Source organism: Pseudomonas algeriensis (assembly GCF_048847255.1).
Classification (GTDB): Bacteria; Pseudomonadota; Gammaproteobacteria; order Pseudomonadales; family Pseudomonadaceae; genus Aquipseudomonas.
Genome location: NZ_JBKKRK010000006.1, coordinates 282286 through 298386, shown reverse-complemented (window position 1 = coordinate 298386; position 16101 = coordinate 282286). Strand labels below are relative to the sequence as shown.

Genomic DNA, 16101 nt, shown 5'->3' with positions numbered 1-16101 from the left:
TGATATGGCTGGCCCAACGCTGTCGCGAGCAAGCTCGCTCCCACAAGTTTTGTGCCGGGGTCCTGTCAATCGTGGTGCACATCCGCGCGCTTGAGCATCTGCTTGCAACGCTCGGACAGATGAAACACCCGCAGGTGCTTGCCGGCCTTGCTGTAGCGCTCGCGCAGGGTCATCAGCGCGGCGATGGCCGAGTAGTCGACGAAGCTCAGGTGACGACAGTCAAGGGTAACGAGATCAGGGTCGTTGGCCGGGTCGAACTGGTTGAGAAACGGCGTCGTCGAGGCGAAGAACAAGGTGCCGTGCACGCGATAGAGCTTGCTGCCGTCCGCTTCCAGTTGCGCGTCGGCATACAGCTCCCGGGCTTGTTGCCAGGCGAAGTTGAGCGCCGCGATGATAATCCCGCAGAGCACGGCGACGGCCAGGTCGGTGAATACCGTGATGACGGTCACCGCGATGATCACCAGCACATCGTTCGCCGGTACCTTGTTGACCACTCGCAACGAGGCCCAGGCGAATGTCTGCTGCGACACCACGAACATCACGCCCACCAGCGCCGCCAGCGGAATGCGCTCGATCAGCGGCGACAGGAACAACACGAACAGCAACACCATCACCCCGGCCACGACGCCCGATATCCGCCCGCGGCCGCCCGAGCTGAGGTTGATCATCGTCTGGCCGATCATGGCGCAACCGCCCATGCCACCGAATAACCCGGAGGCCATGTTGGCCGCGCCCAGCGCCACGCATTCACGGTCAGGATAACCGCGGCTCTCGGTGATTTCGTCGGTCAGGTTCAGGGTCAGCAGGGTTTCCAACAAACCGACCATCGCCATGATGACGGCGTAAGGCGCGACGATCAACAGGGTTTCGAGATTCCAGGGAATGTCCGGCAGGGCGAAAACCGGCAAGCCGCCCGCAATGTGCGCCATGTCGCCCAGCGTCCGGGTAGGCAAGCCAAGCAGATAGACCGCCAGGCCAACGCCGAGGATCGCCACCAGGGCCGGCGGCACGCTGCGGGTCAGGCGCGGCAGCAGGTAGACGATGGCCATCGTCAGCGCCACCAGGCCGACCATCAGGTAGAGCGGGGGGCCACTGAGCCAGGCGCCGTCGCGCTTGAAATGCTCCAGTTGCGCCAAAGCGATGACAATTGCCAGGCCATTGACGAACCCCAGCATCACCGGATGCGGCACCATGCGCACCAGCTTGCCCAGCCTCAGCAGCCCAAACGCCATCATGATCAACCCGCCCAGCAGCACGGTCGCCAACAGGTATTGCACGCCGTGCTGTACCACCAGCGCGACGATCACCACCGCCATCGACCCCGCCGCGCCCGACACCATCCCGGGCCGACCACCGAACAACGCGGTCAGCGTGCAAATGATGAACGCGCCGTACAGCCCCATCAGTGGGTTGAGGTGGGCCACCAGGGCGAAGGCGATGCATTCGGGGAGCAAGGCGAAAGAAGTCGTGAGGCCGGCGAGGGCGTCGGCGCGAAGGCGTGCTGGTTTCATGGTTTACCTGACTGGGCGCCGGTGGACGGTCGGCTGCCGGGGAAGCGGTGTGAAGACAGGTGCGGATGGTACGGAATTGAGTGCAGGGCGACCAGTCGTCTGTGGGCGATGAAAATCTTGCGCTGAATTTTCATCGTCGCCCTGTCGCGATGTCCATCAGCGACATTTTTTGTCTGTGCGCGAAAATTACTTTCAGTGGGTTTGAAGATTTCCATTCGAAATGATTTATGACTTTCACAACACATCGACGTGACCCCATTCAAGGAGTAACGCATGGCACCTGCTTTCGGTTATTGGCTATTGGTCTACGCGGCCATTGCCATCATTGCATTGATCGTCCTGATTGCGCGCTACCGGCTCAATCCGTTCATCGTGATTACCCTGGTTTCCATCGGCCTGGCGTTGCTGGCCGGGATGCCGCCCTCGGGTGTGGTGGGGGCGTACGAGGCGGGTGTCGGCAAGACGCTGGGGCACATCGCGCTGGTGGTGGCCCTTGGCACGATGCTCGGCAAGATGATGGCCGAGTCCGGCGGCGCGGAGCGGATGGCGCAGACGTTGATCGAACGATTCGGCGAGCGCAATGCCCATTGGGCAATGGTCTGCATCGCATTCCTGGTCGGTTTGCCGCTGTTTTTCGAAGTCGGTTTTGTGCTGTTGGTGCCTATCGCCTTTACCATCGCCCGACGCGTGGGCGTGTCGATTTTGATGGTGGGGCTACCCATGGTCGCCGGGCTTTCGGTGGTCCATGCGCTGGTGCCGCCGCACCCGGCGGCGATGCTGGCGGTGCAGGCGTTCCAGGCGTCGGTGGGGCAGACCTTGCTGTACGCGATCCTGGTCGGCATTCCCACTGCGATCATCGCCGGACCTCTGTACGCCAAGTTCATCGTACCGCGCATCCAACTGCCCGCTGAAAACCCGCTGGAGCGCCAATTTCTCGATCGGGAGCCACGGGCCAATCTGCCTGGCTTCGGCATAACGCTGGGGACGATTCTGTTGCCGGTGATCCTGATGCTGATTGGCGGCTGGGCCAACCTGATCTCCACGCCGGGGAGCGGTTTCAATCAGTTCCTGTTGTTTATCGGCAACTCGGTGATCGCCCTGCTGCTGGCGACCATCCTCAGCTTCTGGACCCTCGGCCTCGCCCAAGGCTTCAGCCGCGAGTCGATCCTCAGGTTCACCAACGAATGCCTGGCGCCGACGGCCAGCATCACCTTGCTGGTGGGGGCGGGCGGTGGTTTGAACAGGATTTTGGTGGATGCCGGGGTCACTCAGCAAATCGTCGGCCTGGCCCAGGAGTTTCAATTGTCGCCCCTGGTGATGGGGTGGCTGTTCGCCGCATTGATGCGTGTTGCAACGGGGTCGGCCACGGTGGCGATGACGACGGCGTCGGGCATTGTCGCGCCCGTGGCGATTGGCCTGGGTTATCCCCATCCCGAGTTACTGGTGCTGGCGACCGGAGCTGGGTCGGTTATCTTTTCCCACGTCAATGACGGCGGCTTCTGGCTGATCAAGGAATACTTCAATATGACCGTCACGCAAACGTTCAAGACCTGGACCGTGCTCGAGACATTGATATCCCTGGTCGCGTTCGCCTTGACCCTTGGGCTTGCCCGCGTGCTCTGACCGCCATTGCAAGGAACCGTCATGGACATCCTCTACCAGATCCGCTCCCGTCAGGATTCTTTCAGCGCCGGCGAAGGAAGAATCGCCCGGCTGATGCTCGACGACGTAGGATTTGCCGCCTCCGCCAGCCTGGAAGAGTTGGCCCAGCGCGCGGAGGTCAGCAGCGCCACGTTGTCGCGCTTTGCCCGTACCGTCGGTTGCCGCGATCTGCGAGACCTGCGCCTGCAGCTGGCCCAGGCCAGTGGCGTCGGCAGTCGCTTCCTCGACCCCGCCGGCGCGCCCGAGCAATCGGCGTTTTATGGACAGATCGTTGGGGACATCGAATCGACGCTGCGTCAGCACTTGGCAGCGTTCGAAGAGCCGCGGTTCGGCGATGCGGTACGGATGATCGGCAAGGCACGAATGGTCCACGCGTTCGGCCTCGGTGGCTGGTCGGCGCTGTGTGGCGAAGAATTACAGGTGCGCCTGGTGCGTTTCGGCTACTCGATCGCCGCCTGCCGCGACCCGGTGATGATGCGCATCACGGCCACTTCGCTGAGCGATCAACACTTGGTCATAGCCTGTTCACTGACTGGTATCACGCCAGAGTTGTTGAGCGCGGTTGAACTGGCCCGCAGCTACGGTGCTCCGATCCTGGCCATCACCCGTGCCGACTCGCCACTGGCCCGCCTGGCCGACGTGGTGCTGCCGCTGCAAGGCGCCGAAACCTCGTTCATCTACAAACCCACGGCGGCGCGCTACGGCATGCTGCTGGCCATCGATGTGCTCGCCACTGAACTGGCGCTGGCTCATCCGCAAGACAATCAAGAGCGCCTGCGGCGGGTCAAGCTTGCCCTGGACGATTACCGTGGCGGCGACGATCGCCTGCCGCTGGGAGACTGACATGCTGTACGACACACTCATCCGCAACGCCTTGGTGATCGATGGTCACGACAAGCCTGGCTATAACGCCGACGTGGCGATTCGCGCGGGTCGCATCGAGCGCATCGGCGATCTGGGCGACACCCGGGCGGTTGACGAAATCGACGCCGCTGGCCGCGTGCTGGCGCCAGGATTCATCGACGTGCACACCCACGACGACACGGTGGTTATCCGCCAACCGCAAATGCTGCCCAAGCTCAGCCAGGGCGTGACCACGGTGATCGTCGGCAACTGCGGCATCAGCGCGTCGCCGGTTCGCCTTCAGGGCGATCCGCCGGACCCGATGAACCTGCTCGGCACCGCCCAGGCGTTTGCCTACCCACGCTTCGCTGATTATCGTTCGGCGGTGGAGGCGGCGACACCAGCGGTCAACGTAGCCGCCTTGGTCGGGCACACGGCGCTGCGCAGCAATCATCTGGACGACTTGTTGCGCACCGCCAGCGCAGGAGAAATCGCCGCCATGCGTCAGCAACTGCGTGAAAGCCTGAAGGACGGTGCGCTGGGCCTGTCCACCGGCCTGGCCTATGCCAACGCGTTCTGCGCATCCACTGACGAGGTCATGCAATTGACCGAAGAGTTGGCGGCGTTCGGCGCGGTCTACACCACCCATCTGCGCAGCGAATTCGAGCCGGTGCTGGAAGCCATGGACGAGGCGTTCCAGATAGGTCGTCATGCCCAGAGCCCGGTCATTATTTCCCACCTCAAATGTGCCGGCGCCGGTAACTGGGGACGTAGTCCACAGGTGCTCGCGGCGTTGGAAAACGCGGCGAAAACCCACCCAGTCGGTTGTGACTGCTATCCCTATGCGGCGAGCTCTTCGACACTGGACCTCAAACAGGTGACCGATGCCCACCGCATCACCATCACCTGGTCGACACCGCATCCGCCCATGGGCGGTCGAGACCTGGCAGACATCGCCGCCGAATGGGACGTGTCGCTCCTGGAAGCGGCGAGTCGCCTACAGCCGGCAGGTGCGGTGTATTACGGCATGGATGAAAGCGATGTAAGACGAATCCTCGCGCACCCTTTGTCCATGGTCGGCTCTGATGGCCTGCCCGAAGACCCCTTTCCGCACCCACGGCTGTGGGGCGCTTTCCCTCGAGTCTTGGGACATTTCAGTCGAGACATCGGGCTTTTTCCGCTGCATACCGCCGTCCACAAGATGACAGGGCTTTCAGCCGCGCGCTTCGGCCTGAAGGAGCGGGGCGAAATACGTGAAGGACATTGGGCGGACCTGGTGTTGTTCAATCCACAGACCATCCGCGACGTCGCGGACTTCAACGAACCGCAACGGGCGGCGGAAGGCATTGACGGCGTGTGGGTCAACGGCGTCCTGAGTTATTGCAAAGGGCAAGCGAATGGCAAAAGAGAAGGACGTTTCCTGGCGCGTGAAGGCGACCTGCGCCACGGATTTCACTGCTCCCGATAGCATTCAAAGGCAAGCAGTTGCATTAATTGACGCCACAATAATGGCACTACGACACTAAAGAAGCCCAATCACAGGCCGAAGCATTGGGGTCAACCCATCTAAACTGGGTCTTTTCAGCCAGGGAGCAACCCATGAGCTTCGGTAAAACCACTCCGATCCTGCGGATCTTCGATGAAACCAAGGCGTTGGCGTTCTATGTCGACTTCCTGGGCTTTACCGTCGACTGGCAACACCGCTTCGGTGACGACTTTCCGTTGTACCTGCAAGTCTCCCGTGGTGACAGCGTGCTGCACCTGTCCGAGCACCATGGCGATTGCACGCCGGGCTCGGCGTTGCGAATCGAGACTGATGAACTGGAAGTCTTCCAGCAGCAATTGATCGCCAAGCAATACCGCTACGCCCATCCACAGATCCAGGCCATGCCGTGGGGTAGCCAGGACATGACCGTGATGGATCCGTTTGGGAATCGGTTGGTCTTTACGAACGCGATCAGTGTGTAACGGCGGCTGGACAATTCGACGACTCGTCGACTAATCTTGCAGTCAATGATTTCATTGATTGCGGTGGCGTTATGGCTAGTATCACGATTCGAAATCTAGATGATCAAATAAAAGAGCAACTGCGTATCGCTGCGGCTCACAATGGTCATTCAATGGAGGAAGAGGCTCGTCTTATCCTGGGGCGCGCACTGGCCACGGTTAATTCTGCGGGAGGATTGGGAAGTCGTATTCGAAACAGGTTCCGGGCCCTGGGGGGCGTTGAGCTTGACCTACCGTCCCGTGACGAAAAAGCAAAGGCGGTGGATTTCTCTGAATGATAATCCTCGATACCAATGTGATTTCCGAATTCATGCGCGTTGAGCCGGATACAAAAGTTCTGACTTGGGTCGATTCACAGCCAGCGATGGATCTGGTCATCTGCGCTATCACGGTAGCGGAAATTCTTCATGGTATAGCCAGGCTGCCCTTCGGCAAGCGAAAGCAGAAGCTCGAATCCCATGCGATGGCAATTTTTGAAGAGGATTTTGCAGGCAGGATTTTATCTTTTGATGCCCATGCGGCTGTTGAGTACGCAACGCTTGTTGCATCGTGTGAGGCCAAGGGTAAGGCGGCGGGTATGGCCGATGCGCAAATTGCGGCTATTTGCCGGGCTCACGGCGCGCCGATTGCCACACGCAACATAAGAGACTTCGAGTTTCCGGGGATTGAGGTGATCAACCCCTGGAACGCTTGAGCTGCATCGGTAGGCAAGACGCCCGTTTCCATTGGAAGCGGGCGTTTGCGTAATCAAACCCTGAAATGACTGACCATCTGCTGCAACTGACCGCCCAACCGCGCCAGTTCAACACTGGACGCTGCGGTCTCTTCGCTGGCGGCGGCGGTTTGTTCGGAGACATCGCGCACGTTGATGATGCTGCGGCTGATCTCTTCGGCCACGGCGCTCTGTTGCTCGGCGGCGGCCGCGATCTGCTGGTTCATCGACTGGATGTTCGACACCGTGCGGGTGATGTTCTCCAGTGACACGCCGGCCTTGCGGGTCAGTGCCACGCTGCTGTCGGTGAGGTTGCGGCTGTTGTTCATCACGGCGGCCACTTGCTGGGTGCCGTTCTGCAGGCCGGCCACCAGGCCTTCGATTTCCTCGGTGGATTTCTGCGTGCGTTGGGCCAGGCCACGGACTTCGTCGGCGACGACTGCGAAGCCACGACCGGCTTCACCGGCGCGGGCCGCTTCGATGGCGGCGTTGAGCGCCAGCAAGTTGGTCTGCTCGGCGACGGCCTTGATGACGTCCATCACCGCGCCGATCTTGTCGCTTTCCTGCTGCAGAACGGTCATCGCATCGGTGGAACGCACCACTTCACTGGCCAGGCGTTCGATCTGGGCGATGGCTTCGTTGACCACCTGGTCGCCATCACGGGCTTCACCGTCGGCGGCGGCCGCGGCTTGGGACGCTTCTTCGGCGTTGCGGGCGACTTCCTGGACCGTGGCGGTCATCTCATGCATGGCGGTCGCGACCTGGTCGGTCTCGACTTTCTGGCTGTTGACCCCGGCGCTGGTCTGCTCGGTGACGGCCGACAGCTCTTCGGCGGCGCTGGCGATCTGCGTCACGCCATCGCGGATGCCGCTGATGAGGTCGCGCAAGGTCACGCCCATGCGGGCGATGCCTTGTTGCAAGACGCCGAGTTCATCGCGACGGGTAACGATAACGTTCTGCGACAGGTCGCCGCCGGCGATGCGCTCTACCACGGCGAGCGTTTCACGCAGCGGGCGAGTGATCTGGCGAGTGATGACCACGGCGGCAATGACGCCCACCAACAAGGCCAGCAAGGTGCTGACCAGTTGCAGCGTGCGGGCTTGGGCGCTTTCGGCGTCGCGACGATCGAGTTGGATCTGGTACAGCTGCTCGCTCAGGGAGACGATGGCCGCGCCTTGGTCAGTCATTTCCTTGCGTGCCTGTACAACATCGGCCGTGGCCAATTTGAAAGCCTGTACGGCGCTGCGGTATTGGACCAGGGTCGACTCAAGCTGGCGCAGCTCACCTTGGCGGGTACTGGCGAAGTATTCATCGAGCGGCTTGAGCGACGCGATGGCGGCATCCAGTTGGGCGAAGGCCTTGCGTTCGGTATCGGCGTTGGGGTTGGCGGTATAGCCGCGCACTTCATAACGAGCCAGCATGAACGCCTGCTTGGTCTGGGTAATGGCCTGGAACTGCTCAAAGCGTTCATCGCTGAGGGCCATTTGCTTGACGTCCGAATCGATTGCTTCGATCAGCTTGTAGGCCGTCTCGGCGTTTGCGCCCATGACCTCACGGGCGGTGTTGCCGGTACGGTAGGCGCTGCGCATTTTGTTCAGCGACACTTGATAGGCGTTGATGGTCGCATTCTGCTCTTTGAGCAGTTTGACGTTTGCAGGGCTTTTGAAACTGTTGAGCAGCGCGTTCTGCTGCGCCAGGAAACCATCAAGGGTGATCTGTACATTTTGCGCGGCGGTCTCGTCGCCGTTGGTCAGCATGTATTGCAGGCGCGTGACGCGCAGCTTGGTCAGGCCAGCGTTGAGCTGGGTGATGTCGCTCATCCAGTTGCTGCGGTCGATCAAGCCACCCAGGCTGGTCCAACTGGTCAGGGCCAGGAGACAAGTCAGTACCAGCACCAGGCCGAAGCCCAGGCCCAGTTTCATGTTGACGCTAATGTTGCCAAACCAGCTATTCATCAAATTCCTCCAGGAACGTTGCGCTGCTTGATCGTCGGTTGGCTGGAAGATTGTTGTTGTTAAGAGCCAGCAAAAACGTTTAACGGAGCTGTATCGGCGGCTGGTCCTGAATCTGAAAGTTTTTTTGTCGGATGAGGAATGACAGGCAAAAAAAAGCCCGCGGGAGAGCGGGCTAAAACCTTAGTTTCTTGAATGAGCGAGGGGACTGTAACGGATCACATGAAGACCCGGGGTGAAGAAAAATTCATTCGATGCGGCTACGTATGTCCCGAGTACCGGTGGACGATCCGCACCTGAAGTCCTCTACGGTCAAGTCCCCTTTTGTCTTTCCCTGTTGTCAAAATTCCTGTTGAGTCGGACGGAGCACGATTTCGTTGATGTCCACATCGTTCGGCTGCTCGATCGCGAAAGCGATGGCACGAGCCACCGAGGCAGCCGGGATTGCTTTCTTGTAGAAGTCCAGCACGGTGTCTTTGGCTGTGCCGAAGGTGCTGTGCTTGAGGTCGCTGTCCACCGCGCCGGGTGCGATGGACGTCACGCGAACCTTGTCGCCTACTTCCTGGCGCAAGCCTTCGGAAATGGCGCTGACGGCGAACTTCGTTCCCGAGTACACCGTTCCACCGGGTGCAAAGACTTTCACTCCAGCCACGGAGCTCAGGTTGATGATGTGTCCGCTTTCCTGCGCGAGGAAACGTGGCAGCGCCGCTGCAATACCGTAGAGCGTGCCCTTGAGATTAACGTCGATCATGGCGTCCCATTCATCGGTGTTGACCTCTGCCATGGGGCGAATCGGCATCAGTCCGGCGTTGTTGATCAGCACGTCGAGCTTGCCGAAGTCGGTCACGACCGCGGCGACCACGGTCTCGACCTGGCGTTTGTCGGTGACGTCGAGGGTGTAGGCTTTGGCCGCGCCACCCTGGCGAGCGATCCCGGCCACCACGGCCTCCAGTTTGTCAGTCCGCCGTGCGGCCACTGCCACCTTGGCGCCGCGTGCGGCCAGCAGGCGAGCGACTTCGGCGCCGATGCCGGTGCTGCCGCCGGTGATCAGGACGACTTTGCCTTCGATTCCTTCGTTCATGCCAATATCTCTTCTTTTACGTCAGATGTGGAGGGGCTGTACCGCGGGTAGTCGGTGAACCCTTGCTCGTTGCCGCCATACAGCCCAGCGGCGTTCAAGGTGTTCAGCGGCCAGCCGTTGGCGATGCGCTCAGGCAAGTCGGGGTTGGCAATGAAGGGACGACCGAACGCCACCAGGTCGGCCAGGCCCGCTTCGACCAGGCGTGCCGCGCGATCCGCGGTGTACAAACCGGCATAGATGATGCGACCGCTGAACGTGCGTCTGACCTCGCGACGAAACGCGTCGGGCAGGTCCGGCGCATTCGGCCAGTCGGCTTCGGCGATCGAGAGGTAGCCTACGCCTGCTTGCTCAAGCACCTTGATGGCCTCGATGTAGGTCTGGTGCGGATCTTCTTCGACAAAGCCGATGTAAACCCGGTCTTCGTCGGTGCTGGTGAACAGCGGCGTGAAGCGCACCCCGACGCGTTCGGGCCCGACCACGGCGCTGACGGCTTGCACCACTTCGCGCAAGAAGCGCAGGCGGTTGTGCAGCGAGCCGCCGTATTCATCGGTGCGCTGGTTGGCATGGGTCGAGATGAACTGATTGACCAGATAGCCATTGGCCGAGTGGATTTCAATGCCATCGAAGCCGGCGCTCAGGGCATTGCGTGCGGCCTGGGCATAGAGTTCGACCAGCGTCTTGATCTCGGCGACGCTCAATTCCCGAGGCATGGACGGTTCCACCAGAGTACCGGTGCCAGGGCCGGTTTCGATGAAGGCCTTGGCCTTTTGCGCCTGGATCGGCGACGGCGCGATGGGGGCGGCGTTGTCGGGCTGCAGTGCGTTGTGGGACACCCGGCCAACGTGCCAAAGCTGGGCGAAAATCACCCCGCCCTTGGCATGCACGGCGTCGGTCACGGTGCGCCAGCCATCGATCTGCGCCTGGCTGTAGATGCCTGGCGTCCAGGCATAACCTTTGCCCCGAGGCTCGATCTGGGTGCCTTCGCTGATGATCAGGCCGGCGCTGGCCCGTTGTTGGTAGTAACGAGCCATCAGGGCCGTGGGAATGTCGCCGGGCTGTCCGCTGCGTTGGCGGGTGAGTGGCGGCATGACGATGCGGTTCTTCAGCGTGATGGAGCCCAACGAGGTGGGCTCGAACAACGAGCGATGTTCCATGATTCGATTCCTTGTCGCGTCAATGTCGGGTGGGCTTACAAACCACCGAGGCTGAGGTATTTGAGGTTGAGGTATTCATCCAGGCCGTGAGTCGAGCCCTCGCGGCCGATACCGCTATCCTTGACCCCGCCGAAGGGCGCTTCGACGGTGGTGATGACCCCGGCGTTGATGCCGATCATGCCGCTCTGCAAGGCGCGGGAGACGCGGAAGGTGCGCGCCAGGTCGCGGGTAAAGAAGTACGCGGCCAGGCCGAACTCGGAGGCGTTGGCGGCGTCGATGCCTTCTTGTTCGGTGCTGAAGCGGAACAGCGCTGCCACGGGGCCGAAGGTCTCTTCCTGGGCGATGAGCATGTCGGCTGTGGCGTCAGCGATCACGGTGGGCTCATAAAACGTCGCGCCGAGCGCATGGCGTTTGCCACCCAGCAATACCCGACCGCCTTTGGCTTGGGCGTCTCGCACGTGCGCATCGACCTTGCTGACGGCGGCCTGGTTGATCAGCGGGCCTTGCTCGACGCCCTCATCGAAGCCGTTGCCGATTTTCAGCTGCCGGACCCGTGCCGTCAGGCGCTTAGCGAACTCGTCATAGATACCGTCCTGGACATAGAAGCGGTTGGTGCATACGCAGGTCTGGCCACTGTTGCGAAATTTTCCGGCGATGGCATTTTCGACGGCCAGGTCGAGGTCCGCGTCGTCGAAAATGATGGTCGGTGCGTTGCCGCCCAACTCCATCGACAATTTCTTCATGCTGTCGGCGGATTGCTTGTACAGCAGCTTGCCGACGCGGGTGGAACCGGTGAAGGTGATCTTGCGCACCAACGGGTTGGCGGACAGTTCGCCGCCCACCGCGGCACCGTCGCCTGTGACGACATTGACCACACCGGCGGGGATGCCCGCTTGCTGCGCCAACACACCATAGAGCAGGCCGGAGAACGGCGTGAATTCGGATGGTTTGATGACGATGGTGCAGCCGGCCGCCAGCGCCGGAGCGACTTTGCGCGAGAGCATGGAGAAGGGGAAGTTCCACGGCGAGATCGCTCCCACCACGCCGACGGGCTCGCGGGTGACCAGGATCTGCCGGTCTTTCCAAGGCGAGGGAATGATCTCGCCATTGATGCGCCGCGCCTCTTCGGCAAACCACTGAATGTAGTCGGCGCCCAGTTTCATTTCGTTGCGCGCTTCGGCCAGCGGCTTGCCTTGTTCGAGCGTCAGCATGCTGGCGAGGATGTCGAGGTTGTCGCGTACCAACTGCGCCATGCGATTGAGCAGAATGGCGCGCTCTGCCGCGGTGGTCAGTGACCAGGATGCGAACGCTGCCTGTGCGGCGTCGATGGCGCGGCGTGTTTCAACAGCGCCGCTCCAAGGGATCTGGCCGATCTGGTTCTCGGTGGCTGGGTCGTTTACCGCGAAGTGGCTGGCGTCATCCGCTGCCACCCACAGGCCGTCGATATAGTTGGCTTCTTTCAGCCAGCCAGCGTCTTTGATCTGCTGCAAGTTGAACGCAGTCATGGGTGTCTCCAGGAATGTGAGGGGCTTTTGCCGATGGCGTCGGGGGATGTCGTAGAGTGCGGGAGACCTGCGGCGTCTCCCGCCCAAGGCTTGATCAGGCGTTGTTCAGCAGCTCTGTCAGGACCTTCGCGGCTTCGCTGGACGAGCCGGGGTTCTGGCCGGTGATCAGCAGGCCGTCGCGAACCACGTAGGAGGCCCAGTCCGGGCCTTTCGAGTACAGGCCGCCGTTGGCCTTGAGCATGTCCTCGACCAGGAAGGGCACGACGTGGGTCAGGCCGACTGCCTCTTCTTCGGAATTGGTGAAACCGGCAACTTGCTTGCCTTCGACCAAGGGTGTGCCGTCAGCCTTCTTTACATGGCGCAGGACGCCCGGGGCATGGCACACCAAGGCAGCGGGCTTGCCGGCGGCGATGAAGGACTCGATCAACTGGATCGAGACCGGGTCTTCTGCCAGATCCCACAGCGGGCCGTGGCCGCCTGGGTAGAAAACCGCATCGAAATCGGCAGGCGATACGCTGTCCAGGCGCACGGTGTTGGCGAGCAGCGCGGTGGCTACGGCATCGGTTTCGAAGCGGCGGGTCAGGTCAGTCTGGAAGGACGGCTCGTTGCTCTTCGGATCGAGCGGCGGCTGGCCACCCGCTGGGGACGCCAGGACGATCTCGGCGTTGGCACCCAGGAAGGTGTAATAAGGCGCCGCCAGCTCTTCGAGCCAAAAACCGGTTTTGCGGCCGGTATCGCCAAGGGTGTCGTGTGAGGTCAGAACCATGAGAATTTTCATTTGTGCTTCCTTTTTTCAGTTGGGTCGTGAGGTCACGACAAATCGTTAAATTAGACTGGTCGTCTAGTTGGTTGGCGGCGAACGATCATTGGTTGACTGGTTAAGGCTGTAGTTCTTTGTTCCCAGAGGTGAACGTGTTGCTACGGTATTTCAAATTAGACCGGTCGTCTAGTAACTTTATGAAATTTTTTACGGGTGCTGTTCAGGGGCTGCAAGTGAGCGTGGGAAGAATCGTAGAAACGTCGGGGAAAAAGCGGCGAGGGCTGGCGCGAGCAGTGCAACGCCGTGACGGGCGCTACACCGCTCATGCCGGTGTATCAGGACAGGTTGAGAAGCTGGCGAGTCGTGGACATCGCCGTCTCGAAGGGTTGGACGCTCTTGGTGATCTTCACCATGACGCTAGCGCCGACCCAAAGTTGATAGAGGCTCTGCGCAACCTCGTGGGGAGTACCGCTGATGGTCAATGAGCCCTCGGCCAAGCCGGACTCGATCCCACTCGCCAGGCGATCGATGATTCCTGACGTACCGCGGTTAAGCACTGCACGCATGGCCTCGGAAAGGTCAGCGACTTCCACGCCCAGCTTCACCGCCAGGCACTTGCCCTGGCAATCATGAAAGGACTGGGTGTCCTGCCAGATGCGGAAATAGTCCAGCAGACGCTGCGCCATCGTCAGGCCCGGCTGGGCGAGGGTCCGGTCGATATCGTCGAGATAAGTCTCGAAATAGTTCTCGAGCAGGGCCTCGCCAAACGCGTCCTTGGAGCCAAAGTAGTGATAGAACGAGCCCTTCGGCACACCGGCAGTCGCCAGGATCTCGTTCAGACCCACCGCGGTATAACCTTTGGCGGCCATGATTCTTTGGCCCACATCAAGGATGCCTTGGCGGACGTCGGATGTTTCGCGGATCTTCAGAGTATTCATGGGGGCGATGCTAATCGTTTCTAGTCGATCGGTCTACTAGTAGGAGATGAATGCCGCTGCTTCGTGGGTTATGAAATGGCAGGCACAAAAAAGACGCCTTTTGGGCGTCTTTTTTGTTGGGCTGCGCCAGGGTCGGCGCGCCTGATAAGGCAATTGACGATGCCAGCTGCCCGGTACCCGGGAACAGGAACTCAGGTGTTTTGAGGCATTTCGCCTCTCGACAGGCGTGCATTGATGTCATCGATCACTGCCGGCAACTCGGCGATGGTGTCGATCAAATAGTGCGGGCGCGAACCCTCGAACATGCGACCGATGCGGACGCGCTCCTGATCCAGCTTATCCCCAGGCATGCTCTTGTATTGCTCGTAGGTCATCCCTAGAGCATTGCCCGAGCAGGTCAGTGCGACCGTCCACATGCCGGCGCTGCGACCTTCCAAAATGCCTGGCCAGGTGTCATCGACTTTCACACAGGCCGCGACATCACTGATACCCAGTGCGATGACGTTGGCCAAGGACTGTGCCGGATAAGGGCGGCCATTGGGCACTTCATCGGTGGCCACGACGTGATCAGGTTCATAACCGTTGCGGCGAGCCAGCTCCACGACCTTCTCCATCACCACCGCCGGGTAGCCCGAACAGGTGCCGATCTTCAAACCCTTATCACGCAACACCGTGATGGCCTCCAGCGCGCCCGGAATCAATGCCGAATGAAGGCCGATCTTGTCGATCTGCAGCGGCATGAAGCGCTCATAAATCGCCGTGACGTCCGCATCCGTAGGCGTACGGCCAAATTTTGCGCGGTAGCGCTCGGCAACCGCGGGCATGTCGCACAGGGTTCGGATGTGATCCCACTTGCCCATCCCCATCGGACCGCGTGCCTCTTCAAGGGACACCTCGACCCCGAACTCGCCGAACGCTTCGACAAAGATCTGCGTAGGCGCGAAGGAGCCAAAGTCAACGACGGTACCTGCCCAGTCGAGAATGGCCGCTTGCAGTTGTGTCGGTTGGTTGTAGTTCATGGTGCATCTCCAAATGACGAGTGAAAAAGTCCTGCCCCACCATTGATTGGGCAGGCTGAGTGATGAAATCGATGGCATTCAGGTCGGTGGCGGTGTGCAGTTTTCGAACAGCTCGACAATCATTGGGCGGTTACGACGAATGCCCAGGCAGCACAGGTGATATTCGATGTGAAACGGATGATCGACAAAGGTGACCGGCCGGGTACCGGGTGTTTCCGCGTATTCCACCGCCGAGACGAAACCGATACCTATGCCCTGAGCGATGGCATGCACGATCGCTTCGCGGCTGTTGAGCTGCATGGCGCAGTCGAGCTCGATGCCGGCTCGATGACAGGCCTCTTCCACCAACTGCCGGGTACGTGAAGCCTGCTCGCGCAGAACCACCCGCTCGCCGCGAATCTGTTCGATCCGAACCTGTTCCAGTCCTGCCCATGGATGATCCTCGCGGACCACGCCGACAATCGGGTAACGCCGATATAACTGTGTGTGCAGGCGATGATCGAACTCCGAGAGCGCCAGGATCGCCACATCGATGTCGAAGTTGTAAAGCCGATCCAGTGTTTCCCGTTCAGAGGAAAAAGACGTTTCCAACTCCACATCCGGGTACTGCTGCATCAACGCGTACGTCAGGCTCATGGCGATGGGCGGCGAAACTGCGCCGAGCCTCAACAAACCTGCCTTTCGTTGGCGGAAGCTCTGCAGCAATTGCACGGCTTCATCCTCCTGACCGAACAGGCCCTGGGTGATCGCATAGAGTTGGCGACCGGCAGCCGTCATCTCGATGGAACGCCCGCGACGATGGAAGAGCTCGACGGAGAACATGTTCTCCAACGCGCTCACCTGCTCGCTGACAGTCGGCTGTCCCACGCTCAGATACTCAGCAGCAAGCGTGAAGCTGCCATTGCGAGCGACTGCGTGAAAGGAGCGAAGCCATTTGTGGTACTGATACATGGCGAT

The 16101-nt window shown here is 60.7% G+C and carries 16 protein-coding genes and 1 pseudogene; 6 read left to right on the top strand and 11 right to left on the bottom strand.

The genetic code is table 11. From position 1 onward, the window contains the following. Positions 1–65 precede the first annotated feature (65 nt). Entirely contained in the window at positions 66–1511 is a 1446-nt protein-coding gene (locus ACLK1G_RS12105) for a SulP family inorganic anion transporter (RefSeq protein WP_420765636.1), read from the bottom strand. Beyond that, positions 1508–1786: a hypothetical protein gene (locus tag ACLK1G_RS12100; RefSeq protein ID WP_420765635.1), complete on the bottom strand. Its 279-nt coding sequence runs from the start codon at positions 1784–1786 to the stop codon at positions 1508–1510. Before ACLK1G_RS12100 ends, ACLK1G_RS12105 begins: the two co-directional genes overlap by 4 nt. On the opposite strand from ACLK1G_RS12100, the gene ACLK1G_RS12095 reads away from it, so the two are divergent. The 6 genes from ACLK1G_RS12095 (at position 1785) to ACLK1G_RS12070 (ending at position 6717) form a co-directional block, all read left to right on the top strand. Continuing rightward, on the top strand, positions 1785–3134 hold the full coding sequence (locus ACLK1G_RS12095; protein WP_420765634.1) for a GntT/GntP/DsdX family permease: 1350 nt from the start codon (positions 1785–1787) through the stop codon (positions 3132–3134). The genes ACLK1G_RS12100 and ACLK1G_RS12095 overlap by 2 nt on opposite strands. A gap of 21 nt (positions 3135–3155) precedes the next feature. After that, positions 3156–4016 (top strand): MurR/RpiR family transcriptional regulator, encoded by an 861-nt coding sequence (locus ACLK1G_RS12090; protein ID WP_420765633.1) that lies wholly within the window; start codon positions 3156–3158, stop codon positions 4014–4016. A 1-nt stretch (position 4017) separates the two neighbouring features. Then, positions 4018–5484, top strand: a complete 1467-nt coding sequence (locus ACLK1G_RS12085; protein ID WP_420765632.1) for an N-acyl-D-amino-acid deacylase family protein — start codon at positions 4018–4020, stop codon at positions 5482–5484. A 131-nt stretch (positions 5485–5615) separates the two neighbouring features. Continuing rightward, on the top strand, positions 5616–5984 hold the full coding sequence (locus ACLK1G_RS12080) for a glyoxalase superfamily protein (protein ID WP_420765631.1): 369 nt from the start codon (positions 5616–5618) through the stop codon (positions 5982–5984). Between the two features lie 71 nt (positions 5985–6055). Further along, positions 6056–6301, top strand: coding sequence for a FitA-like ribbon-helix-helix domain-containing protein (locus ACLK1G_RS12075; RefSeq protein WP_039592371.1), 246 nt, complete (start codon positions 6056–6058; stop codon positions 6299–6301). After that, positions 6298–6717, top strand: coding sequence for a type II toxin-antitoxin system VapC family toxin (locus ACLK1G_RS12070; protein WP_420765630.1), 420 nt, complete (start codon positions 6298–6300; stop codon positions 6715–6717). The genes ACLK1G_RS12075 and ACLK1G_RS12070 overlap by 4 nt, the downstream gene beginning before the upstream one ends. A 53-nt stretch (positions 6718–6770) precedes the next feature. Here the strand turns inward: ACLK1G_RS12070 and ACLK1G_RS12065 are convergent, their stop codons facing one another. The 9 genes and pseudogenes from ACLK1G_RS12065 to ACLK1G_RS12025 all read right to left on the bottom strand — a co-directional run bounded on the left by ACLK1G_RS12065 (position 6771) and on the right by ACLK1G_RS12025 (position 16095). Next, entirely contained in the window at positions 6771–7475 is a 705-nt protein-coding gene (locus tag ACLK1G_RS12065; RefSeq protein WP_420765661.1) for a methyl-accepting chemotaxis protein, read from the bottom strand. Between the two features lie 201 nt (positions 7476–7676). Then, positions 7677–8555 (bottom strand): annotated as a pseudogene (locus ACLK1G_RS12060) (methyl-accepting chemotaxis protein); the annotation flags it as partial. Positions 8556–9027: 472 nt separating this feature from the next. Beyond that, entirely contained in the window at positions 9028–9768 is a 741-nt protein-coding gene (locus tag ACLK1G_RS12055; RefSeq protein WP_420765629.1) for an SDR family oxidoreductase, read from the bottom strand. Next, positions 9765–10922 carry an alkene reductase gene (locus tag ACLK1G_RS12050; RefSeq protein WP_420765628.1) on the bottom strand — a complete coding sequence of 386 codons (1158 nt, stop codon included), beginning with the start codon at positions 10920–10922 and terminating at the stop codon, positions 9765–9767. The genes ACLK1G_RS12055 and ACLK1G_RS12050 overlap by 4 nt, the downstream gene beginning before the upstream one ends. Positions 10923–10957: 35 nt before the next feature. Then, complete coding sequence (locus ACLK1G_RS12045) at positions 10958–12427, bottom strand: NAD-dependent succinate-semialdehyde dehydrogenase (RefSeq protein ID WP_420765627.1); 1470 nt, start codon at positions 12425–12427, stop codon at positions 10958–10960. Between the two features lie 94 nt (positions 12428–12521). Next, positions 12522–13205, bottom strand: coding sequence for a type 1 glutamine amidotransferase domain-containing protein (locus tag ACLK1G_RS12040; RefSeq protein WP_420765626.1), 684 nt, complete (start codon positions 13203–13205; stop codon positions 12522–12524). Between the two features lie 317 nt (positions 13206–13522). Then, positions 13523–14125: a TetR/AcrR family transcriptional regulator gene (locus ACLK1G_RS12035; protein ID WP_420765625.1), complete on the bottom strand. Its 603-nt coding sequence runs from the start codon at positions 14123–14125 to the stop codon at positions 13523–13525. A gap of 191 nt (positions 14126–14316) precedes the next feature. Next, positions 14317–15144 (bottom strand): phosphonoacetaldehyde hydrolase, encoded by an 828-nt coding sequence (phnX, locus tag ACLK1G_RS12030; protein WP_420765624.1) that lies wholly within the window; start codon positions 15142–15144, stop codon positions 14317–14319. Positions 15145–15222: 78 nt separating this feature from the next. Continuing rightward, the gene (locus tag ACLK1G_RS12025) at positions 15223–16095 is read right to left on the bottom strand and encodes a LysR substrate-binding domain-containing protein (protein WP_420765623.1); all 873 of its coding nucleotides are present in this window, start codon (positions 16093–16095) and stop codon (positions 15223–15225) included. Positions 16096–16101: the final 6 nt, after the last annotated feature.